This is a genomic window from Streptomyces sp. NPDC055140 (assembly GCF_053607285.1).
In genome coordinates this window covers 96,357-118,705 of sequence record NZ_JBSGTG010000002.1, presented here as the reverse complement: position 1 = coordinate 118,705, position 22,349 = coordinate 96,357, and the positions used below count along the sequence as shown (strand labels likewise).

Here is a 22,349-nt window from a genome sequence, read left to right as displayed (position 1 = left end):
GTCAGGGCCGCGCAGTGTCGATACGGGAGGGGAAATGCGGAGGCGTACCCAACTGTCATAGTCCAGTCGCCCAGTCAGGTGTGTGAGTTGTGTCAACGCATTGACCTGGGCCTGTGTAGGGGGGAGTCTCCGTGTACGGTGGCGCTATGCCGGACACCGTCAAGCCCAGCCCAGACCAGCCCGCCGGGGTGTCGTCGGCGCTCGTCACCGGTGCCGAGATCGCCCGCCTCGCCGGAGTGACGCGCGCAGCCGTCTCCAACTGGCGCCGCCGCTACGAGGACTTTCCCCCAGCTGTCGGCGGCAGCGCCTCCAGCCCTCTCTTCGTCTGGGACGCGGTCCAGGAATGGCTCGACGGGCGCGACAAGAGCCAGGAAGTCTCCCTCGAAGTCCAGACCTGGCAGGCGCTGCGCGCTGCTTACGGTGACGCCACAGGCGCGGCCGTCGCGGCCGCCGCGGAGTACCTTGCCCGTGACGCAGCGAGTGCGGCAGACATGTCCACGGACCCGGTCGGCCCGCCGCTACGCGAACCGGCCGGGGTTTCACTCCGGGAGCTGCTGGACCGGCTCGCCGAAGATGCCGGACCGGCAGGCGCCCTCGAAGCCCTCGTGGCCAGGCTGACCGACTCCGCCCGCCGTTCCGGCTCGGACCTCGTCACCTCACCCCGGATCGTCCGCGCCGTCACTCACTTCGCCCCCGACCTGCGCCGAGGACGGACCGTCTTCGACCCCGCCTGCGGTATCGGCACTCTCCTGTTCGGACTGCGCCCTGTATGCGGCCTCGTCCGCGTCGGGCAGGACACCGACGCGGATTGCGTCCGCATCGCGCGCGTGCGCTCCGCGCTCGCCGGCCGCGAAGACATCCGCATTGCACATGGTGACGCGCTGCGTGCCGACCACTTTCCCGGCCTTACCGCCGACTTGGTTGTCTGTGACCCGCCGGCCGCCGTCACCGACTGGGGTCGCGAAGAACTCCTGTTGGATCCGCGGTGGGAGTTCGGCACTCCCTCCCGCGCAGAAGGCGAACTCGCTTGGCTGCAGCACGCCTACGCACACGCCGCTCCCGGCGGCCACGTCCTCATGGTCATGCCGGCCTCCGTCGCCTACCGCAAGGCGGGCCGGCGCATCCGCGCCGAACTGGTCCGACGCGGAGCCATCCGCAAGATCGTCGCCCTGCCTGGCGGCGTCGCCTCCTCGCACGCCCTCCCAGTACACCTCTGGCTCCTGCGCCGCCCCGACGACACGGGTGCGCGGCCAGACACCGTCACCATGGTCGACCTCACCGCCAACAATCCCGACGGTCCACTCGTCCCCGAGGACGGCCAGATCAGCGACGTTCCACTCATCGACCTTCTCGATGACGACGTCGACCTCACCCCCGCAGCCCACATGCCCGCCGTCCGGCGAGACATGGCCGCAGAGTACGAAAGGGCCCGCACCGAACTCACCACGGCGCTCTCAACCCTCGAGTCATTGCTCCCCGATCTGCATGCAGGCGACGGCACCGATCTGTGGGACGGGGCCACCGTCAGCGTCGCCGACCTGGCTCGCGCGGGCCTCGTAGACTTCAGCGGGGGCGTTGTCCGGGCCACGGGGGACCAGATCGACCCCGACTACCTCGACGGTTTCCTCAGCGCTGGGCCCAATGTCCGCCGCTCCACCTCCCAGAGCGGCACTTACCGTCCCGACCCCAAGAGCGCTCGCATTCCGCAGCGCGAACCCGCTGTGCAGCGCCGCTACGGCTCTGCCTTCCGAGCGCTTGGCGAAGCGGAAGCCCAGGCATTGCGCCTCACCGAAACAGTGCGCCGCTTGGCGGAGGTGGCCAGGGAGGGGCTGGGCAGCGGCGCGTTGGAACCCGGGGACTGGCAACGGCCTGACAACCACGGGTAACGGGGCGGGTGGGTGACAAGACTCCTCGCGGTTCCTCGGTACGCGCTGACGGGATCTGCCGCAATGCCTCCGTCTGCGGCTGCAAGTGGCCTCCGAGCGGAGCGGTGCGAGGTTCAGTGCCCCTAGACACGTAATCAACACCGAGGTACGGCTCAAAACTCAACGGGCCTCAAGGCCATCTCCGCCGGGCCCTCTCGTCCGGAACGATGGGCGGGTCGTGGGAACAAGACGGCCGCAAGCTGTCCATGAAGAGCCAAGGGGACTCTGGACCGTGGTTGTCAGCGCTAGCCGCTACAGTCGGGGCGCCGCTGCATCATCAACCCACCATGGAGAGTTGACATGGCATCTGCTGGCTTCGCCAACCTTGCTCAGCGGTTGCGCTCGCTGCTGTCCAGCGCGGACGCGGCGGGCGACCTGAGGCGCTACTTTGACACCGACGAGCCCGATGGCGCTATGCCTGCTTTCACTGGTTCCGTTTCGAGCACTTGGACGGTGGGGGTGACCGAACAAGCATTGCCAACGTCGTCACCGCTGCAGACTTGATAGCTGTTCAGACGCTCTCCGTTCAGGTGCCACCCGCAGCAGCGCTTGCCTTGTTGGAGGGGCGCCTTGCCGGGGAGCTTTCCGTCCTTCTTGGTCAGATACCCGCCGACATAGATATGGCGAATGCAGACCCTGCTCTGTTGAGGCCCGGTTCAGCAGCTGACCGGTCCTGGCACCTCATCAAAGATCAGAAGGGACTGGGGTGGGTGACGACTAACAAGCTTCTGGCTCGCAAGCGCCCGCGCCTCATCCCCGTCTACGATCAGGTGGTGCGCTGTGTCGTCGGACACCCGGAGTCCTTCTGGTTGTCGCTGCGAGAAGCGCTGGCTGCCGAAGGCAATGCTCTTCATGAGCAGTTGCTCTCACTGCGGGATGACGCCGGTGTGCCGGAGACGGTGTCGGCGCTGCGGATCTGTGACGTAGTGCTGTGGATGAGCCACGTGGGAGACCATCGGGCAAAGGGCTGCGTGGGCGTCCCGGGCTGACCTTTCTTCTCCATTGCCACCATGCGTGTGAGGTCCGGGAAGAGCTGGTGATCGCCCCTCCACTCGGGCGGTTGATGGCAGTCGACTGGGCGCTCAGCATTGCCCGAAGGTGACTCGCGAAGAAGCGGCGCACGCTGAGCAAGATCACCAACGCCCATCGCGGCGCCATTCGCCGACCTGGTATTCACGGAATCGCGGCCAGAAGCTTTTCGATGACCGCTGACACGAGGAGACCAAGGGTATTGTGGGCGGTAGGCCATGTGCTCCTTCTCCGTGGTCGCTTCTCAGGAGGAAGCCCTCGTCCTGAACGCTCAGGGCATCGCCATCTTCAAGGAGCTGCTGGCTCTCGTCCGCCCCAAGCCTGACAAGGACGACGGCGAGGACGAGACGCCGCCGTCCGCGACGGAGATCCTGGACCACATCAAGGCCGCCCACCGGAGTCCGCGAAGTACACCACTCTGGCGGAGCGGATCAGGCTGTTACGGGACCGGATCATCCAGAACTCCCAGGACGCGCTTGAGTTCCTGTCTGAAGCACTCCGGATTGCGCGCGCCATCGTAGATGCCGAGAAGTACCCCGACCAAGCCGTCGTCGTGCTGGACGATGACCAGGTGGGTGTCCTGTCGCGGATCACCCACGACCTCGCACCGTCCGGCCTGACAGTCACGGAGCGGAACCTGGCCGAGGAGATCGATCAGGCGGTCACACGCGCCCTTGGCCGGTCATGGGACAACACTGACGCTCGCAACCGAGGCGCCCGCCGCGCCACCGTTGCGGTCGCCGGTACATGTTGAAGCCGGTGGGGGAGCCGTATGACTCCACCGTCGCCTACAGCGAAGCGCACTACCTCGTTGACTGACGAATGCACGGAGGCCCGGCAATCTGTGGCGGTTGCCGGGCCTTGTCAGCGTTGCACGGGCTCGCATCTATCCCCTGGGCCACACCTGACGGCAAGCTGGCACCCCAGTGAGAGATGCGGACGAGCCAGCTGGTCGTAGGCCTTTCGCGGTTTCGTCGTGTTGATGCCCGTAGGGCGGCCAGCCAGTGCGAGGAGCCAGCGGTTACGGACTGCAAGTTCAGTGGGAACGACGAGTTGTTCCACGAATGGTGAGAAGCCGCCAAATGGCGTCGGACGCCAGCGCTGACCGTGTCGGTGAGTGCGAGGGATGTGCCTACCCAGAGCGGCGTTCATAGCCCTCTGCCACCCAGCTGGCCTGCGGAATCGCGTGGGCCGTGCTGTCTCGTGTTGGTGGTTCCTGGACTTCCTGAAGGTTGAGATGCCAGCCGCTATCAGCCACGGCGCGTGCCTGAACCCGTGGAGGCTCTGCAGGGGATGTAGGGCCCGGATATCGTGCTCAGGTTGCATCTGTTACAGATGGGAACATCATGAAGCACCTCGGCGGGACTGGACGTATGCCGAGGGGCGGGCTCTACGGGGAGGGACAGATCGTGTCGGACGGCACGGGGGATGCGCCGCAGTCGACAGTGGCCGGGATCGGCGCGGCGGCGGGGAGTTTGGCTGCGTCGGTTCTGGGGGCCGGCGGTGCGTCTGTGGCGCAGGCGATGCGGGTCGAGGGAGAGACGCTGACGGCGTTCAAACGCCGCGTCGACACCTTGCTGCGGGACTTGGAGAAGTCGCACGCGGCGCCTTCGAAGATTGCCGGAGGAACGCTCGGGGCAGGCCGACTGGGGGCGTTCGACGAGGCGGACCTCCTGCACTCCTCCTACACGCACGTGCACACTCAGCTGGAGAACCTGTCCAAGATACTGGCGCTCCAGATCGAGGCGTTGGTCGTCACCGTGGACGCGTCGAAGACCGGCTACGACAACCTGGACGAAGACGTACGCGCACGACTGAACCGCATCCGCACTGATGTCGACGCCTTGGTCGGCGGAGGGTCGGACACCAAGCAGGCTTCGGGCAAGGGTGGTTCGGGCGGCGAAGAGCCCAGTGAGCCGAGCCCCGAGGCGACGGACACGGAAGCGGGTGGACTGTGATGTGGCGGGCGACTGATGCCGTAACTGCTGCAGCAGAGATCACTCTGTTCAAGGGACGCAAAGACGAGGGCGGAGCATGAGCGGCGGCCTGGGATCCCGCATGTGGGGCATGGTCAAGCAGTACCGCTTCGCCGTGCACACCCCTGAGGAACTGTGGGCGATGGTCGAGCCGGCGGACGGCTCGAAGCCTGCGGATCTCGGCGTGCTGCTGACGGCGGCGGCCAAGACGATCAAGAGTATCGGCGACGACCTCAAGACGCACAGCACGGCGGTCGAGTGGGACGGAGAGGGCGGCGAGGCGTTCCGCAAGTGGGTCCATCAGGCCGCGCTAGCGACCTTGGGCCTGGGCGACTACAGCGAGTCCGCCGGCAAGTGGATGGCGCATGCGGCGGACACGCTGCACGAGGTCAAGCCGCAGCTGGAGATTCTCAAGAACTCCAGTGCCTCGGCACGCTCGATCCTGGACGCGCACGCGGCCAAGGCGACGGATGTCGGCAACCACGACGGCGGTCCGTCGGAGTCCTCCGTGAAGTCGGCCAAGTCGCAGTACGACAACGACCGTACTGCAGCAGCCCAGTTGATGATCAAGCTGGCACAGTCGTACACGGCGTCGACGGAGCAGATCGATGCGCTGAAGGCCCCGAAGTTCCCGGAACTTCCCAAACAGTTCGTGCCAGAGAGCCGCGACGATCTCACCCACCGCCCCGGCGCGTCTTCCGATGATGTATCGAGCACTGGGACGGCGGCTGTGGCGAGCGGAGTAGGCGTTGCTGCAGTAGGGGCTGCAGCAGTTGGCGAAGCGGCGCGTGGTGCCGCGCTGGCCGCAGGAGACCGCCACGCAAGCACAACTGCCGTTCCGTCGAGAACAGTTCCGGATCTGTCCCCGGGCGGGGCGAACACCGCCCTCGACAGGGTCGGCACGCTCCCGTCTCCCACAGCTCCGACTGCGACACCCTCCGCGTCGCCGCCGTCCGCGTTGCCGGGCGGCACCTCAGGCATCGGGCCCCCGGTCCCGGGTACGTCACCGCCGGCGTTCGGAGGCACAGGCCGATCCGGTGCTCCGCAGCGTGGAGTGAGCGGCGGCCGTGTCTCTGCTGCCAACGGTCTCCGCGGACCGTTGGGCACACCGACGGTCCCACGTGTCCCTGGTACCCCCGGCGCGTCGCGGGCGGTTTCGCCGGGGCGTGGAGTTCCCGGGGTGACGGGGACGCCGAGCGGCTCCGCGTCGCCGGTGCGAGGGCCAGGTGGTGCGAGCCCGGGGCGTCCGTCCAACGGGATTGCAGGTGGTCGTCCGGCTGCACCGCAGACAGGCCGTGCGGCGGGTGCGATTCCGCGGGGCACGGTGGTCGGCGGTTCCCCGACGCAGCAAGCACCAGGAGTCCGCGGTGGTACCCCCGCGGGGGCACGTGCCGGAGCAACACCGAGCCGCGGCGCCGTGCCTGGCTCGGGACGTGAGAGCGGCGTGGCAGGTGCACGGATGCCCGCGCACGCCGATGGTGTCGTCGGTGGACAGCCGCAGCCCTCGAAGACGCGCCGGAACCCGCGGACCACAACCAGGGCAACAGGTCCCGTACGCGGAACGGAGAGCCGTACAGCCCAGGTGCAGAGTGGTGGACCCACTGGAGGCTCCTCGCAGGCGGCACGTAAGGATGGTGCTCGGCCGGCCCTGGAGGAGCGCTTGCGCGACGAGCGGCATGTGGGTGAGGAAGCAGAGGCGGATCAGACCGAGCTACCACAGCCTCCGCTGCGGCTGCCGGGCCTGCCACCGACGACGCGGCGAGACAACGAAGGATGACCATGGGTTCCCGTACCAAGCAGGTACGCAGGCTCCGGCTGGCGTCGGCCCTGTCCGGCGTCGTGCTCGCGGGCGTTGCCGTGACACCCGCACACGCCGAGTCCGTCCGGGACCAGCAGTGGTATCTCGACGCCATGCGAGCCGAGCAGATGTGGAAGACCAGCACCGGCAAGGGCGTCACGGTGGCGGTCATCGACTCGGGCGTCGATCCCGATCTCGCCGACCTGCGAGGCCAGGTACTGCCGGGCAAGGACTACTCCCGGCACCCTGGCGACGAGCACTCGGACTACGACGGGCACGGCACCCGCATGGCCGTCCTGATCGCGGCCACCGGAGCGAAAAGCGGCACGCAGGGCTCGTATGGGCTGGCTCCCGGGGTCAAGATCCTTCCGATCCGGGTACCGGACTTCATCGAGAAGAGCCGCAAGGACGGTAACCCGGACGACTACCCCACCTATATGTCCAAGGCCATCCGGTACGCCGCGGACTCCGAGGCCCAGATCATCAATATCTCGCTGGGCAGTGAGGACCACGCAAAGAAGCTGGACGACGCGGTCGCCTACGCGCTGTCGAAGAACAAGCTGGTCTTCGCGTCCGTGGGCAACACCGGTGCCGGAACGAATCGGGTGGAGTACCCGGCAGGGACACCTGGAGTGGTCGGCGTCGGTGCGATCGACAAGAACGTCAAGGCGACCAGGGAGTCCCAGCACGGCCCGCAGGTCGACCTGGTCGCACCCGGTGCGGACATGGTCGCCGCCTGCAAGGGCGGCAGCGAGCTGTGCGATTCTCACGGTACGAGTGACGCCACCGCGCTCGCTTCCGCCTCCGCGGCGTTGATCTGGTCGAAGCATTCGGACTGGACGAACAACCAGGTCCTGCGGGTCCTGCTGAACACTGCGAGCGGAGCCGTGAGCGGCAAGGAGCGCACCGACTCCATCGGCTACGGCGCCGCGCGCCCCCGGATCGCTCTCACCGACCCCGGGAACCCGGGTCGGGCCGATGAGTACCCGCTGCCGGACTATAAGTCCGGAGGCTCAGCAGCGGCGCAGGGAGGTGCCAGCGCCAAGCCGTCCACGGGCGCGTCGACTTCCCCCGCGGCGGCTTCCGGTGACGAGTCGAGCGCCCCGCCGTGGATCTTGGCGGGCGTGGGTGCGCTCGTACTGATGGGCGCGGGCGGTGGGGCGCTCGCCGTGCGTGGCTACAGGCGCCGCGCGGCCCTAACCGCAGCTGTGCCGCCGACGCCGCAGCACGGATGGGCGCAGCCGCCTCACCCAGGCCCGCAGCCGGGACAGGGGCAGCCGTGGCCGTATCAGGACACCAACCACACGGGTAGGCCGTGACATGACGTGGATCGAGTGGGGGCGGGATTCGTGACGGACTCGAACGGGGAACAGCACACGCCGGACGGTGCGGTCGGGATGCGGCTGAACCAGACTCCCGCCGGTGAAGGGCCCGCCCGCGGCGGACAGCCGGATCTCGCGTCGAGTCCGGCGCAGAAGAAGGCGGCCGCACGGGCTATCGAGGACCACATCCAGCCCGATACCAAGCAGGCGGGCGATGCGGCCGACGAAGAGACGCAAGGCGTCGTGAAGGCCTTCGGGCCGAAGGACGGGCATGGGTGGCTCACGTCCAACGCGATGAGCAAGGCCCACAAGGCGTGGGGGGACCAGGTGCAGCACCTCATGAGCCGGCTGTCCTCCGAGAAGACGGCATTGCGCGGCAGCAACACCACGTTGACCGGAACGGATGTCGGGGTCGGGTCCGGGGTGCGCTCCTCGTCTTCTCTCGACACGTTCTGATCCCAGCCGTTCCGGCGGACAACGCCGCTGCATCATCCAACGGGGAACCCATGCCGACGTACCACGAGATCATGACGACCGACCTGTCCACGCTCACCACGGCCGCCGACCAGTGGGAGCGCATGGCGACCAAGAGGTTCCATGACCTGGAGAGCGCGTACCGCCGTGACGTGCACGGCATTTCCATGGGCAGCACTTGGACGGGGCTCAGCGCGCAGGCAGCCAACGGGCGCTTCGACGTCACTCTCAAGGAGTTCCAGAAAGCTCAGACGGAGGCGAAGGCCGTCGCCTCTCTGCTCCGCGACGCACACACAGGGTTCACGAGCCTGCGCAAGCAACTCGAATCGGTCCGCGACGACGCCATCAAGGCAGGGATGAAGGTCTCCGACCAAGGGGTGGTGTCCTTCGACACGACGGACCTGACCGACGCTGAGCGCAGCGCGATGGTCCACGACCCTGACTACCAGAGCAGCATCCACAAAGCTGTCAGCGCCTGGCAGTTGGTCATTGACCAGTGCGTGAAGGACGCGGACGTGGCCGACAAGGACGTCCAGACCGCCCTGCAGTCGGTGGTGGTGGACGGCGACCCCCTTGACGGCACCGCCAACGGCTTCAACGGCCAGGCCCACGGCGACATCGACCAGTACCTCGGCAAGAAGAAGGATCCCCACACCAAGACTGACGGGTGGCCGCACATGGGGTTCACGGTCACCGGCCCCAAGTACGGCAAGGAAGGCTCACTCAAGGCGTACATCGACGCCTTCCACGAGACCGCCAAGGGCACGCTGGCACAGGGAGACCTGACGCTCTCAGGGGTCGCTGACATCTACGGCGGTGGTCGGGCCACCGCGAACTACGGATTCAACGACAAGGGCGTCGTCGGTAAAGCCGAGGTATCCGCGGGAGTACGCGGATTGACCGAAGGCCGCGCCGAGTACGGCCCCTGGGTCGGCGGGTATGCACGGGGCGAGGGCTTCGTGGGTGCTGAAGCGGGCGTCAACGCCAAGGCCACCAAAGACGAGCTCACTGTTGGAGCGAAGGCATTCGCAGGGGGCAAGGTAACCGGAGCCGGGGGCTTCGAGGTCGCCGGTATCGGCATCGGCGGGACGGCTGAGGGCTGGGCCGGTCCCGGTGCCGAAGCGTGGTGGGGTTACAAGAAGGACGACGACGGCGAGTTCCATCTTGGGGGCAAGGCCGGCGCTTCCCCCATACTCGGCGGGGCGGTCGGGCTTGAGATCACGGTCGATCCGCACAAGTTCAGTGAAACCGCTGGCGATCTTGCCGATGCGGTGGGCGACGGAGCAGAGGCCATCGGCGACGGGGCCAGTTCCCTCAAGGACACCGTCACCGGCTGGATTGACTGATCCATCCCTTTAGGAAGGAGGGCAGGAGATGCCCACACCCTTGCCGATCCCCATCGAATTCCGATTGCCGGAGGGCTGGCTTCCCGCCCGTCCCGAGGCAGCCGCGGCCGAGGAAGCGGCCTTCGCGGCAGTGCATCCGCAGCCGGATGCCGGATTCGCCGCGAACATCACCATCGCCGGCGAGGTGCTCCCAGAGACATCGACGCTGGCGGACATCGCGGACGAGTCGGTCGAGCGCCTGCGCGAGGTCGCTGAGCCGGTGATTGTGGAACACCGCCGCGAGGTGGGACCTGCCGGTGCACCTGCCCTGACTCAGCGGCTGGCCTTCTCCACCACCGTCAACGGCACACATCACGACCTTGTCCAGACACAGGCGTACCTGTCTCTGCCCGACATCGAGAACCCAGCCAACCGCGTAGTGATTCGGCTGGTACTGACCGCCACCGCGGCTCAGCACGACGATGTTGTGGGGGAATTCCAGGACTTCATCCGCACAGTTCACTCCGACACAGGGACGCGAGCATAGCCATGGGCCTTTTGAGTAAATGGACCGGCACAAGGATCCCCGATGGCCTTGTCACCCCGAAGCCTGAGGCAGACCTGCGCGACGCGCTGCTTGCACTGAACAGCCCGGACGTGCCCTACAACGTGCGTGAAGGGCAGCAGGGAGAAAAGGCGGACCTGGTGGCGGAGTGCCACATTAAGAGGGTTGGTGTGAGGCTGAAGACCAGCATGCGCCTGGTCCCGGAGAAGCATGAGGTGCGTGTCATCCACGAACGATGGGAGAACCGCTCCGCTGGCAACGCCAATCAGCAGTACGGACGTGGCCACGCGCCCGCGGTATTCACACAGAAGGAAACGGTGACGGGACCCGACGGCCGTAAACAACGGGTAGAGGCGTTCCGTTTCGACACCCGGGAGGTGACAAACCCCCTGGAGGTCACGGTGCTGCGCGCCGGGTGGACCTGGCGGGGGGTGTTCAGGCTCTGACGTTGGGGGAACCGCCCAAGGAGACACTGGCGCTGACATCCACCACAGAACAGCACCGCGAAGTCCTCGAAGACTTCGAGAACTTCCTGCGCACCGTGCACCCGAGTGCGCAGGAGGAGAACTAGCAGTGGGCCGCGGACGGGAACCAGATACCCGGACGAGGATGTCGAGCCGTTGGCGCGCTCCCACGTAGAGGCAGCCCTGTTCGCGCTCAACGGCCCGAACAAGCCCTACCGCGTGCGCACCGCGCTCGCGGAGGAGAAGGCCGACGTGGTGGCGGAGTGGCACATGCTCGAGCCGGCCTGGGGCAGCGGGATGGGACGCCGACAGGTCGAGCGGACGTTCAAGTTCCGCATGCGGACGGGGCGACCCACGAGGTACAGGTCTGCGCCGACGTGCGGGAAGAGACCCGGGCCGGCGACCCGCCCAAGCGTGTCGTAGCACGCATGAAAGGCAAAGGACCCGTAGCGCTTCAAAATGGCTTCACCAGCTGTGAGCTGGGATTTCGTTGAATAGTCAGCTGGCTCGGTGGTACTGGTTGATGAGGCCCGCGACGGCTTTTCGGTGTTCGATCCGGGCTGCGGGCAGGGGGATGATGTCCGGGTCGTCGTTGGGCGCGAGCTGGTCTCGGCCTTGGTGGGGTCGGTGGCTGTTGAAGTGGTCGGCGTAGTCGTGGAGGATCTTCTCGGCGTGGCCGCGGTCGAACAGCAGGATCCGGTTGGTGCACTCCTCCCGTGCTGAGCGTATGAATCGTTCAGCGTGAGGGTTGCAGTTGGGGCTACGTGGAGGGATCTTGACCACGGTGATGCCTTCGCTGGCGAACAGGGAGTCGAAGGCGGCGGTGAACTTGGCGTCCCGGTCGCGGATGAGGTGGGTGAACTCTCCGGCGCAGTCGCCGAGTTGCCATAGGAATTGCCGGGCCTGCTGGGTGACCCAGGTGGCGGTGGGGTGGGCTGTGACGCCCAGGATGTGCACGGTGCGGGTGCGCACCTCCATGACGAACAGTGCGTAGAGCCGCTGCAGTGCCACGGTGTCGATGTGGAACAGATCTGTGGCGAGCAGGCCGCTGGCCTGGGCCTTGAGGAAGGCGGCCCACTCACCACGCGCCGGCTGGCGGCGTGGAGCCGGGCCGAGGCCGGCAGCGCGCAGCGCCCGTCGGACTGTGGCGGGGCTGACCTGGTGTCCGAGTCGGCGCAGTTCGCCGTGCACGCGCCGGAAGCCCCATTGATGGTTCTCGGCGCCGAGCCGAATGATCAGGTCGCGAATCTCTTCCGGCAGGGGCGGGCGTCCCGGGGAGGGCGGTTGTGTCCACTTCTTCCTCACCAGTCGCTGGTGCCAGGCCAGCAGAGTCCGCGGTGAGACGATCCGGTGCCTGCGCAGGGCTCGGGGGAGCAGTCGGGCCAGGGCGGCGAGTAGCGCCCGGTCTGGCCAGCCGGGCTTGGGCGCGGTGACCTGTCGGCGGAGAACCGCGAGCTCGTGGCGCAGTATCAGTATCTCGGCGTTCTTGGCCGCAGAGGATCGGGACAGCAGGACCAGCCACGCGAAGATCCGCATGGTGATCAGGTAGGCAAGTCGTACCAGCACGAGCACTGATCATGCCGGAGAGATGGTGTGCCACGCGCATTCCCCGAGGTCAGGGCCCGTGAACCCATTCTGGAGCGCTACGGGGACTCTCTCGCCGGCAACGGTCGAGGACATGGTCGAGAGCAGCATGCGCAGTGTGGCCGATCATCTGGGATCCAAGTGTGGGGGCCGAGTTGGACACAGCCGAGAACACCCTATGAGGCGTCGCGGCTCTCCCAGCAACCCCGAAACCACTCCAGCGTCTCGGCGAGCAGCCCCCGGTTGTAGTCTTTCTCCAGGACTGAGAGGTGGAACGAGGGACGTAGTTCCAGTTTGCCCTCGGGGAGGTCGACGCCCTCCAACTGATTGAGACGGGTGAGGAGCTCGGCCCGCAGGGCGCGGTCGGTGAACGGTTCGCGGGCCGCGAGATGCTGGAAGACCACCTCTGCCGTTCCGCCGCGTCCGGTGCCCGGGTAGAGGGTCAGTGGCCAGATGCCGCGGCCCGGCGCGCCCGCCTCGCCGAGCATCAGGAACGCGCTGGTGGTGACGGTGCCGCCGCCGTGCCCGATCCAGCCGCCGAGTTCTTTCCAGCGGGCCAGGACCGCGTGGACCGCCGCCACCGTTTCGGGCGAGTCATCAGCTGTCAGCTGTCGGAAGAAGCGTTCGGCGCCCGTCTCCATGGAGCCCGTCCCGCCGTCGGCCGCGCCGCCTTCGCTGTCCTCGTCGCCCTCTGCGGTGACGAGCGCCGCCAAGTCGTCCGGCGTGAGGCGCTGCGCCGGGTCGGCGGCGCCGGTGACGGTGAACAGCACGCCGTCGGCGGCCAGTCGGGTTCGCACGTCAGGACCCGTATACCCGGCCGGCCACCGGAACCCCTCGGCGATCCGGCCCTCGGAGGTGAGGACCCGATAGGCGTGGATGATGCCGGTGGGCCGGGACAGATGCTGACCGACCGCCTGGGCCGACGAGCCGAGCAGCGCGGCTACGTCACCGTACGAGGTCCAGGTGCCGTGCGGGAGCGCGGCGAGGACCTGGTGGGCCAGGCCCCAGTCGCGGCCCCGCTCGGCCCGGCCGACTCCGCGCAGCGGTGCGGGCCACAACCGGGCGGCGCGGTCGGCGAGTTCGTCGGCGCGGGCCAGGATCTCGCGGGCGCCCCAGCGGTCGGTGGCGGCGATGCGCCGGTTCAGCTCCAGGTGGCTGGCGTCGAGCAGGTCCTGCTTGCGGGTGAACGGGTGGTTCGACAGCTCGGCGTTGTGCGCGGTGAGCGTCAGATTCCCCAGGGTGTGGCGCAAGCGGGCGTGCAGGTTCTCGGCGCTCTCGCCGTCACCGGCCTCCTCGGCCTCCTCGGCGAGGACCCGCAGCCACTCATCACCTGGCGTCTGCGGCAGTACGTGCTCGATGGTGAGCTGCGCTGCCGCGAAGTCGACCGGCTCGCGATGTCCGTAGCTCTCCTCCAGACGCCGGAGCACCAACGCCCGCTGGTTCCACCGCCCGTACTGATAGAACGGCGCCGTGCGGACGCGCTCGCGCAGCTCCTCGTCGTCGGGCCAGAAGCGGTTCTCCGCGGAGAGGACCCGGTGCAGGCCCTCGGTGACGGGCAGGTCCAGGGGGAGTTGGCCGGGCAGGGCCTGGAAGATCCGGTTCAGGTTGTTCGTCGGGATGCGGCAGATCATGCGGCGTACCAGGAAACTCTCCACGTACGAGAGCGCCCGCGCCAGGTCGGCGGAGTCCAGCTCGCCGCGCTCGCGCCGGTCGAGCAGCAGCATCAGGACCGGGTGGGTGACCGCCGCCTGCCACTCGTCGAGGTGGTGCAGTGCCGCGCGGACGGCCGGGTCCGGCTCCTCGTCGGGGTGCAGGATGCGGCGCAGATGGGCGCCGCGGCGGTGCAGTTCCCGTACGTACGCCTCGATCTCGGCCTCACCCGAGGTGCCCTCGCTGTCGAATCGCCGCTGCTGAGCTGCGTACAGGTCCTGGCGGCGCACCCGGTCGTCGCCGTCGAGGAGCAGCTGCAGCCACATCAGCTGCTCCAGCTCGTCGTTTGCCAGGCTGCCTTGGAGGGGTAGCCAGTATGTCTCGTAGACGTGCTCGCCGCGTGTCGGCAGCCGCATGAACAGGTGGTTGCGCAGCAGGTCGGCCTGGCTCAGCTTGAGGCCGGTGTTGTTCAGGGACTCGAAGATCCGGTGCACGTTGTCGCCGCGCTCGGCAGTTACTGACACCAGCGTCAGCCGCGAGGTGATCGCCTGCTCGATGCGGAACACGTCCTGCCCTGTCGCCGGGGCGTCCGCCTCGACGAGCTTGCGGCGGAAGAAGGCGTAGGCCGCGGCCACGCCGCCGACCGCGCCGTCCTGTGTGAGCGGGCCACGGATGTGCGCGGCGAACGCAGGCCGGTCCGCCTGCGTCGGCAGCAGCCGGAAGTGATCGGTCCCGGTCTTGCGCTTGTTGATCAGATACTCCTCGGCGATGCGCTCGGCCTCGTCGGGGTGGCTGTCCGCCACATGGTCGCGTATCGCCGCGAGCGCGAGGGTGAGCGTGGTCAGCCGCTGCTGGCCGTCGACCACCAGATGGCACGGGAACGTCACCTCGTACCGCGGGGACGGCGCGAGCACCACCGAACCGAGGAAGTGCGTGCTCGCGGACTGCGCGGACCCCTCGGGCTCCACGAGCTCGGCCTGTTCGAGGATGTCGCTCCACAACTGCCGCAGCTGCTTCTCCGTCCAGGAGTACGTGCGCTGGTAGAGCGGCACCTGGAACTGCTGTGCCCGCCCCTGCACCAGATCCGCGAACAATGTCTCCTTGGCCTGCATGGCCGTCCCCTCGGGTCGAGCGATGGTCGCTGTGCCAAGGTACTCATGGCTGGCGCTTGGGGACGCCGAGTTTCCTGCGAAGGGCATGGGCTCACGCGCAAACCGAGTCAACAGATCCTTCTGGTAGTGCTGTTGGCGAAGGTGGAGCATGCCGCAGATCGCGATCACCAACACGTTCTGGGAAGGTGTCGACCGGCTCGACAAGCCGGCCCGCGCCCGCGTGCACAAGGCGATGGCGAAGTTCCAGGCGATGACGGTCCCTCAACTCCAAGCGGACAAAGGACTGCATCTTGAGTCTGTCGTCAGCTCCCGTAATCCTCGGATGCGCACGATCAGGGTGGACAACGGTCTGCGGATCGTCCTGCTCGCTCCCGACGACGGCAGCGACCTCTTCGTGTTCGTGCACGTCGTGCCGCACGACAAGGCGTACGCGTGGGCACGGAGGCGCCTGTACACGGTGAACTCCGTGACCCGTTGCCAGGAGGTGCACGATCTGACCGTCATGGAGCAGATCACGCCGATGTTCGAGAAGGAGGCCGCCGCCGCGCCCGCACTCCTGTTCGCCCCGTGGTCCGACACCGTGCTGCGCCACCTCGGCCTCGACGACGTGACGCTGCGCGCGGCCCGCACCGTCACCGGCAAGGGGCAACTGGAGGCGTTCGGCTCGCTGATGCCCGAGGATCAGTTCGAGGCGCTGTGGCTGCTGGCGGAGGGCTACGAACCAGCAGATATTTACCGGGACTTGGTGGCTCCGGGCCAGAAGGGCGCTGTGGACGCCGCGAGCGCCCCGGACGACGACCTCGCCGCGGTCGTCACCCGCACCCGCAGCCGGATCGCCCTCGTCACCGGCCCGGACGAACTCGACGACATCCTCACGAAGCCCTTCGACGCCTGGCGCATCTTCCTGCACCCATCCACCCAGCCCCGCATCGCCTACCGCCCCGGCTACGCGGGCCCCGCCCAGATCACCGGCGGCCCGGGCACCGGCAAGACCGTCGTCGCACTGCACCGGGTCAAGCACCTGCTCGGCCGTGCCCCGGCGACCCGCATCCTGCTCACCACCTACACCGGCGCCCTTTCCCGCTCACTGCGCGCCAGCCTCGCGCTGCTACTCGACCACGACGAGGGCCTGCTCGCCTGCGTCGACGTCACCACCGTGGACGCCGTCGCCCACCGCACCGTGCGCGAGCCGCGCGGTAACCCGGGGCGCGCCCTGACCGGCAAGGACGAGCGCATGCGCTGGGACCGCCTCGCGCGGCGTCGGCAACTCCTCTGGAACGGCACCTTCCTGGCGCAGGAGTACCGGCACGTGATCCTCGCCCAGTACCTGCGCGACGAGGACGCCCACCTGGCGTGCGAGCGACATGGGCGCGGCAACGCGCTGCGCCGCTCCCAGCGTGCCCAGGTGTGGTAGGCCGTGACCGCGTTCGAGGACGAACTGACCGGTGAAAGCGCCCACGCCTGGCTGCAGTTGTGCGCCCAGGCGACCCGGCTGCTGACCGAGAAGGGGGCCCCGGCCGGACACTCGTACGACCATGTCGTCGTCGACGAGCCCCAGGACCTGCACCCCGCCCAATGGCGGCTGCTCCGCGCCCTCGTCCCCGCCGGGCCCGACGACCTGTTCATCACCGGTGACCCGCACCAGCGGATCTACGATGCCCGGGTCAGCCTGCGCTCCCTGGGTATCCCCGTCACCGGCCGCACTGGCCGGCTGCGCATCAACTACCGCTCCACGGAGGAGATTCTGCGCTGGTCGCGCGCCCTGCTCGACGGCGCCCCGGTCACCGACCTGGCCGACGAGCGTGACGACACCCTCGCCGGATACCGGTCGCTGCTGCACGAGGGGCAGCCCGCCTGTACCAGACACGGCAACGAAGCGGCAGAGGCCGATGCCGTCGTCGAGCGGGTACGGGGCTGGCTGGACGCGGGCGTCGCGGCGTCCGACATCGCGGTGTGCGCCCGGTTCAACAACCTTATGGACAAGCTCGCCGAGCGCCTGACCCGCGCCGAGATCCCCGGGGTGCGGGTGCGCGACGGCGAGCAGCAGAGCGCGGCCGGGGTGCGCCTGTCGACACAGCACAGCATGAAGGGCCTGGAGCACCGTTGCGTCGCCGTGGCCGGAGTCACCGCCAACGCCTTTCCCTTCGCGCCCGCCGTCACCGCCGCCGCCGTGGATCACCTCCAGCACACCACAAACCTGGCTGCCGAACGCTGCCTGTTGTACGTGGCCTGCACCCGGGCGCGCGAGGCGCTGTCGGTGACGTATCACGGCGCGCCAAGCGTGTTCCTGGGCCGGTGATGTGGCGCCGGAACCGGAAGTGGTGCCAGACCTCACGCGAGTGTCCCCGCTCCGTAGACCCTTCTTCCCGCCAGGGAGGGGTGACGCCGTGCCGTGGTGACCTGGCGGCCGTCGAGGATGACGCGGTACAGCTCGTCGTCGACAACGACGGAGACGATCTTTCCCCGGAAGGCGGGCCCCAGATCAATCGACTGCGACTCCACCATGATCTGACCTGTGCCGTGGACCGTGCGCCGCACGGTGACGGGCCGGGGGCTTCCCGGCGTCGTCCCGGGCACGGGCCCGTCGACAGGCGGGAGGGTCGGCTGGTGTGCCGCGGACGGTCGCGGACGCGGCGGCGCGGCGGGACGTAGGGGCCGGGGCGCCGGAGTCGGTGCGGTCTGCGGGGGTCTTCGGTGTGCCGGCCGCCGGGTGGCGCGCGCAGCGGCAGCCCCGGCAGGCAGATCCAGGGCGCCACGAGCGACGAGCAAGTCCCGCACCCGCTCCGTCGCCTTCTTCTCGATCTGCCGCACTCGCTCCCTGGTGACGCCGAGACGGCGGCCCACCGCGTCCAAGGTCAGCGGCTCGTCGCCGTCGAGGCCGTGCCGAAGGGTGAACACCAGCATCTCGCGTGGCGTCAGGTCGTCGATGGCTGCGCCGACCTCCTCGGCTACCGCCTCCCGGTAACGATCCGGGTCCGCCGCCCCGTGCGCCGACGTGAGCGCGCAGTCCGCCACCTCCTGCAGCCCCTCGTCCCCGATGGCGTCCAGCAGCGACTGCAGCGACAGTGTCTCCCGAACCCGGCCGAGCATGCTCCGGGCCCGGTCGGTGGTCGTCCCCGCGCGAGACGCGACATCCGCGAGCGCGTCGTGCGGTGCGTCGAGGCCGAGTTCACGTGCCTGTCCCGCGTGAAAACTACGGTTCGACTGGCTGACCTGGACCGTTTCCCTGCGGGGGTGGGGTTGGCGCGAGGATGATCGGAGTCCATGCGGTGGTCGTGGATCTATCTCCTGGCGCGGAGCTCGTTGAAACTCGCGAGTCTGCGGTTGCTGAGCAGCGCGGCGAAGGACGTCGAGTTGCTGGTGTTGCGGCACCAAGTTGCCGTGCTGCAGCGCCAAGTCGGCCGGCCGAAGCTGGAGCCGAGCGACCGGATACTGCTGGCGGCCCTCTCACGGCTGCTGCCCAGACAGCGTTGGAGGAACTTCTTTGTCACCCCTGCCACGTTGCTGCGCTGGCATCGCGAGCTGATCGCCGACAAGTGGACCTACCCCCAGAAGAAGCCCGGCCGGCCACGCATACCGCCAGAGACGCGGGAGTTGATCCTGCGTCTCGCCAGAGACAACCCGCTCTGGGGGCACCGGCGGATACAGGGCGAGCTTGCCCGGTTGGGCATCACCGTAGCGGCGGCCACCGTGCGGGCAGTCCTGCGGCAGAGCAACGTTCCGCCCGCACCCCAACGTGCACGCGATACCTGGGCCTCTTTCTTACGCGCCCAAGCCTCCGGGGTTCTTGCCTGTGACTTCTTCCATGTGGACACCACCTTCTGCCAGCGCCTGTACGTGCTGTTCGTCATGGAAGTCGAGACGCGCCGCGTTCACATCCTCGGCATCACCACCCACCCCAACCGGGACTGGGTGACCCAGCAGGCCCGCAATTTGATGGTGACGCTGGAGGACCGAGTGGACCGCTTCCGGTTCTTCCTACGCGACCGGGACGGCAAGTTCTCCGACAACTTCGACGCCGTCCTCGCCGGCGCGGGTGTGGAAGTCCTGCTCTCCCCACCAAGATCGCCGAAGGCGAATGCCTTCGCGGAACGATGGGTGGGTACCGTCCGACGCGAGTGCACCGACCGCCTGCTCATGTTCAACGAGCGGCACCTGCGCACCGTCCTGGACACGTATACCGACCACTACAACTGGCACAGGCCCCACCAGTCCCTCCAGCAGCGTGCTCCCCAGGCCGTAGAGGCCGGCGAGCAAACTCCGGCGATCGCGCCCGACAGCCGCATCCGCCGCACCCAGCTACTCGGTGGGCTGGTCAACGAGTACAAGCAAGCGGCCTAACGCCGCCCGGGTAAATGGCTTGGCCAAGGGCCCAAATCGGGGTTTTCGCGCCGGACAGGCCTGTGGGTGCGTGCGCGGGCAGGGGTGACGGTGAAGGCCTGGCGTCAGCTCTCGCGCGGGACGAACCGCGAGGGCGGGGCGAGCCAGATCCGGTCTGCGGGCTCGTAGCGGACCCGGGCGATTTCCGGACCAGCGTGGTGACGAGCGATAGCAGCATCGAAGGATAATCCAAGGCGCCGCGGAGGCCGTTGCCGCGCGCGGAGAAGTTGCAAGCCAGACCCGGAATCGTATCTCCGAGCGGGACAGAGGCTGGCTGTCCAAAACCGCCTTACTCGTGACCTCCTCTCCAAACCATCCGGCACGGCCTCCGCACGATCCAGTACCGCGCCCATCTCATCGACGGATGCCTCGCCGGAACTGGGCTATCACTCAAATCCGCGACAATCCGAGTTCAAGCTCAGTAGCCTTTGTTGGTCATTTCACTCGCAGGTGCGAAGAAGGAAACCTGTAGTTTGGACACTTACGGGTGCTCTCTATGCAGCCCCAGCCATGGCTCAGGTTCCTTCATGAACACTCGATGGTCGTCGCATTCTTGAATTCGCTCCAGGATTTGCGGGTCCTCCATAGCCGGAACCGGTAGCGTAGTAGTGGAGCTCAGAAGGGCTTGAAGGAGGGTATCTTTTGAAAAACTGGCAATCCCTCCGAGGGAAGCCCAAGACAACTCTGTTTCGACCATTTGGGCGCTTAGGAGCATCACCCCCTCTAGTCTAGATCCGCGCGGACCAAGTCCGCTCCATTAAGTATCGTGCGACACAGGTTCGCTTGACTCAGGCTGGCCCATTTGAGGTCCGCACGATCGAGCCTGGACCCGGACAGGTCTGCCCCGTCAAGGTAGGCATGCCTCAGATCCAGATCACGAAGATCACAGTCACTTAGGTTCAATTTAGACCGTTCTCGACGTCTTGGCCTATGAATCAACGCCGTCACAGCAGCATGCACGTCGTCGGCCGGGACTGTCCTCCCTTCATCGATTTCCATCAGGTCCGCGGGAGGGGCTACATCCTTTGTGGGGTGCTCCAGTGGAGCGCGCTGACGGATAAATGATGCGAGCACCGAGACCACCGTCTCGTGGGCCTTCTCGGAATCCCGCATGATTCTCTCAAAGGAATGAATACCGCAGAGCCTCTCAGTTGGGTTGTCCGATGCTAGTAGTTTGCTCGCTTCGACGTATCTATCAGTTACCTGGCCCTCGCGTGTGAGCTCAGCTTGCTCGCGGTCTTTCGAGCGCGTGTGTTCGAAGAGTTTCTCGGTGTGCTGGTGGCTGCGGTGGGTGAACCAGAGTCCGGCTGCGGTGAAGACGCCGGCGGCGATGGCGACGAGCATGGTTCGGAACCCGGTGACGATGATCCCTGCGCTGGACACCAGCTCGCAGTTTCTGTCCTTGAGGTGGTGGCCTTCGATCCACCAGGGGCCCCAGATCAGGAGCACGATGAAGGCGGCCGTGCCGGTGATGCCTGCGGGCCAGATCCACCAGGGGCGCCGTCGGGCGGTGGGTTGCTCGTCACTCATGACGGCATCATGCCTGGGCCGCTCGGTCCGCGCGTGCTCAACGGCGTTGCCCAGGGGGGAATTTGAGGATGCGGGTCCTGTGCGTGCGGAAAAATAAATCCGTGCACTTCAGCAGGCGTGCCGGTTGTCCCGCGTGAAAACCCTGGTTCGGACCGATGACCAGGCCGTTTGTCTGCTGTCAGGCTGCTTGCTGGTACTCGTTGATGAGGCCGCTGAGTAGCTGGGTGCGGCGGACGCGGTTGGCGAACGGGATCACCGGGGCTGGTCGCCCGGCCTCTACGGACTGGGGAGGTCGTTGGCCGAGGGATTGGTGGGGGCGGTGCCGGTTGTAGTGGCCGGTGTAGGTGTCCAGGACTGCTCGTAGGTGCCGCTCGTTCATGATGAGCAGGCGGTCGGTGCATTCACGGCGGACGGTGCCGACCCAGCGTTCCGCGAAGGCGTTCGCCTTCGGCGATCTCGGCGATCTCGGCGGTGTGAGGAGGACCTGTACGCCCGCGCCGGCGAGGACAGCGTCGAAGGCGTCGGAGAACTTCCCGTCCCGATCGCGCAGGAAGAACCGGAACCGGTCGACCTGGTCATCGAGGTCCATCATCAGGTTGCGGACCTGCTGGGTCACCCAGCCCCGCTTCGGGTGCTCGGTCACGCCGAGGATGTGCACCCGGCGCGTTGAAACTTCCCATTATGAACAGCACGTACAACCGCCGACAGAACGCGGTGTCGACGTGAAAGAAGTCGCACGCGAGTAGTCCGGAGGCTTGGGCGCGCAGGAAGGTGGACCAGGCGTCGCTTGCCCGTTGGGGCGCGGGCGGGATGTTTCCCTTCCGCAGTACTGACCGGACGGTAGCGGCGGAGACGGTGATGCCCAACCGCGCCAGTTCGCCGCCCTGCACGCGCCGGTGACCCCACAGAGGGTTCTCCCTCGCGAGGCGCAGGATCAACTCCCACGTCTCCTCTGATATCGGTGGCCGACCCGGTTTCTTGTGAGGGTAGGTCCACTTGTCGGCGATCAGCTCCCGGTGCCAACGGAGCAGTGTCGCCGGGGTGACGAAGAAGCTGCTCCAGCACTCTCTGGGCAACAGTCTCGACAGGGCCGCCAGCAGAACCCGATCTCCTGGTTCTAACTTTGGTCGGCCGACTTGACGTTGGAGCACGGCAAGCTGATGCCGCAGCACGAGCAGTTCGACGTCCTTGGCCGCGCTGCCCATCAGCCGTAAG

15 protein-coding genes and 1 pseudogene are annotated in these 22,349 nt (G+C 67.4%); 11 read left to right on the top strand and 5 right to left on the bottom strand.

What is annotated here, in order from left to right; genetic code table 11:
- Window positions 1-146: 146 nt before the first annotated feature.
- The 9 genes from ACWFR4_RS04530 to ACWFR4_RS04490 all read left to right on the top strand — a co-directional run bounded on the left by ACWFR4_RS04530 (window position 147) and on the right by ACWFR4_RS04490 (window position 10,985).
- Window positions 147-1,886: an N-6 DNA methylase gene (locus ACWFR4_RS04530; protein ID WP_453650783.1), complete on the top strand. Its 1,740-nt coding sequence runs from the start codon at window positions 147-149 to the stop codon at window positions 1,884-1,886.
- A 485-nt stretch (window positions 1,887-2,371) separates the two neighbouring features.
- Window positions 2,372-2,914 (top strand): DUF6308 family protein, encoded by a 543-nt coding sequence (locus ACWFR4_RS04525; protein WP_453650781.1) that lies wholly within the window; start codon window positions 2,372-2,374, stop codon window positions 2,912-2,914.
- A gap of 1,449 nt (window positions 2,915-4,363) precedes the next feature.
- Entirely contained in the window at window positions 4,364-4,912 is a 549-nt protein-coding gene (locus tag ACWFR4_RS04520; protein WP_453650779.1) for a hypothetical protein, read from the top strand.
- A gap of 1,797 nt (window positions 4,913-6,709) precedes the next feature.
- A complete protein-coding gene (gene mycP / locus ACWFR4_RS04515; protein ID WP_453650778.1) occupies window positions 6,710-8,047 on the top strand; it encodes a type VII secretion-associated serine protease mycosin in 1,338 nt (445 codons plus the stop codon).
- 30 nt (window positions 8,048-8,077) lie between these two features.
- On the top strand, window positions 8,078-8,506 hold the full coding sequence (locus tag ACWFR4_RS04510; RefSeq protein ID WP_453650776.1) for a hypothetical protein: 429 nt from the start codon (window positions 8,078-8,080) through the stop codon (window positions 8,504-8,506).
- A gap of 170 nt (window positions 8,507-8,676) precedes the next feature.
- Entirely contained in the window at window positions 8,677-9,870 is a 1,194-nt protein-coding gene (locus tag ACWFR4_RS04505; RefSeq protein ID WP_453650774.1) for a hypothetical protein, read from the top strand.
- Between the two features lie 28 nt (window positions 9,871-9,898).
- The gene (locus tag ACWFR4_RS04500; RefSeq protein WP_453650772.1) at window positions 9,899-10,396 is read left to right on the top strand and encodes a hypothetical protein; all 498 of its coding nucleotides are present in this window, start codon (window positions 9,899-9,901) and stop codon (window positions 10,394-10,396) included.
- A gap of 2 nt (window positions 10,397-10,398) precedes the next feature.
- A complete protein-coding gene (locus ACWFR4_RS04495) occupies window positions 10,399-10,860 on the top strand; it encodes a hypothetical protein (RefSeq protein ID WP_453650770.1) in 462 nt (153 codons plus the stop codon).
- A gap of 2 nt (window positions 10,861-10,862) precedes the next feature.
- Window positions 10,863-10,985: a hypothetical protein gene (locus tag ACWFR4_RS04490; RefSeq protein WP_453650768.1), complete on the top strand. Its 123-nt coding sequence runs from the start codon at window positions 10,863-10,865 to the stop codon at window positions 10,983-10,985.
- A gap of 391 nt (window positions 10,986-11,376) precedes the next feature.
- Here ACWFR4_RS04490 and ACWFR4_RS04485 read toward each other — a convergent pair whose 3' ends face one another.
- A complete protein-coding gene (locus ACWFR4_RS04485) occupies window positions 11,377-12,444 on the bottom strand; it encodes a transposase (protein ID WP_453650766.1) in 1,068 nt (355 codons plus the stop codon).
- A gap of 194 nt (window positions 12,445-12,638) precedes the next feature.
- Entirely contained in the window at window positions 12,639-15,224 is a 2,586-nt protein-coding gene (locus tag ACWFR4_RS04480) for a GmrSD restriction endonuclease domain-containing protein (protein ID WP_453650764.1), read from the bottom strand.
- A 148-nt stretch (window positions 15,225-15,372) separates the two neighbouring features.
- On the opposite strand from ACWFR4_RS04480, the pseudogene ACWFR4_RS04475 reads away from it, so the two are divergent.
- Window positions 15,373-17,523 (top strand): annotated as a pseudogene (locus ACWFR4_RS04475) (UvrD-helicase domain-containing protein).
- Window positions 17,524-17,555: 32 nt separating this feature from the next.
- Here ACWFR4_RS04475 and ACWFR4_RS04470 read toward each other — a convergent pair.
- Complete coding sequence (locus ACWFR4_RS04470; RefSeq protein ID WP_453650762.1) at window positions 17,556-18,314, bottom strand: sigma factor-like helix-turn-helix DNA-binding protein; 759 nt, start codon at window positions 18,312-18,314, stop codon at window positions 17,556-17,558.
- 174 nt (window positions 18,315-18,488) lie between these two features.
- On the opposite strand from ACWFR4_RS04470, the gene ACWFR4_RS04465 reads away from it, so the two are divergent.
- Window positions 18,489-19,565 (top strand): integrase core domain-containing protein, encoded by a 1,077-nt coding sequence (locus tag ACWFR4_RS04465; RefSeq protein WP_453650760.1) that lies wholly within the window; start codon window positions 18,489-18,491, stop codon window positions 19,563-19,565.
- A gap of 762 nt (window positions 19,566-20,327) precedes the next feature.
- On the opposite strand, the gene ACWFR4_RS04460 is transcribed toward ACWFR4_RS04465, so the two are convergent.
- On the bottom strand, window positions 20,328-21,134 hold the full coding sequence (locus ACWFR4_RS04460) for a pentapeptide repeat-containing protein (RefSeq protein WP_453650758.1): 807 nt from the start codon (window positions 21,132-21,134) through the stop codon (window positions 20,328-20,330).
- Window positions 21,135-21,312: 178 nt separating this feature from the next.
- Window positions 21,313-21,777, bottom strand: a complete 465-nt coding sequence (locus tag ACWFR4_RS04455; protein ID WP_453650756.1) for an integrase core domain-containing protein — start codon at window positions 21,775-21,777, stop codon at window positions 21,313-21,315.
- Window positions 21,778-22,349: the final 572 nt, after the last annotated feature.

Excerpts from the sequence above, each read along its gene's own strand:
- ACWFR4_RS04465 (WP_453650760.1), top strand. The coding sequence starts at position 18,489 with ATGCGGTGGTCGTGGATCTATCTCCTGGCGCGGAGCTCGTTGAAACTC.
- ACWFR4_RS04530 (WP_453650783.1), top strand. The coding sequence starts at position 147 with ATGCCGGACACCGTCAAGCCCAGCCCAGACCAGCCCGCCGGGGTGTCG.
- ACWFR4_RS04480 (WP_453650764.1), bottom strand. The coding sequence starts at position 15,224 with ATGCAGGCCAAGGAGACATTGTTCGCGGATCTGGTGCAGGGGCGGGCA.
- ACWFR4_RS04460 (WP_453650758.1), bottom strand. The coding sequence starts at position 21,134 with ATGAGTGACGAGCAACCCACCGCCCGACGGCGCCCCTGGTGGATCTGG.
- ACWFR4_RS04500 (WP_453650772.1), top strand. The coding sequence starts at position 9,899 with ATGCCCACACCCTTGCCGATCCCCATCGAATTCCGATTGCCGGAGGGC.
- ACWFR4_RS04470 (WP_453650762.1), bottom strand. The coding sequence starts at position 18,314 with ATGCTCGGCCGGGTTCGGGAGACACTGTCGCTGCAGTCGCTGCTGGAC.
- mycP (WP_453650778.1), top strand. The coding sequence starts at position 6,710 with ATGGGTTCCCGTACCAAGCAGGTACGCAGGCTCCGGCTGGCGTCGGCC.
- ACWFR4_RS04495 (WP_453650770.1), top strand. The coding sequence starts at position 10,399 with ATGGGCCTTTTGAGTAAATGGACCGGCACAAGGATCCCCGATGGCCTT.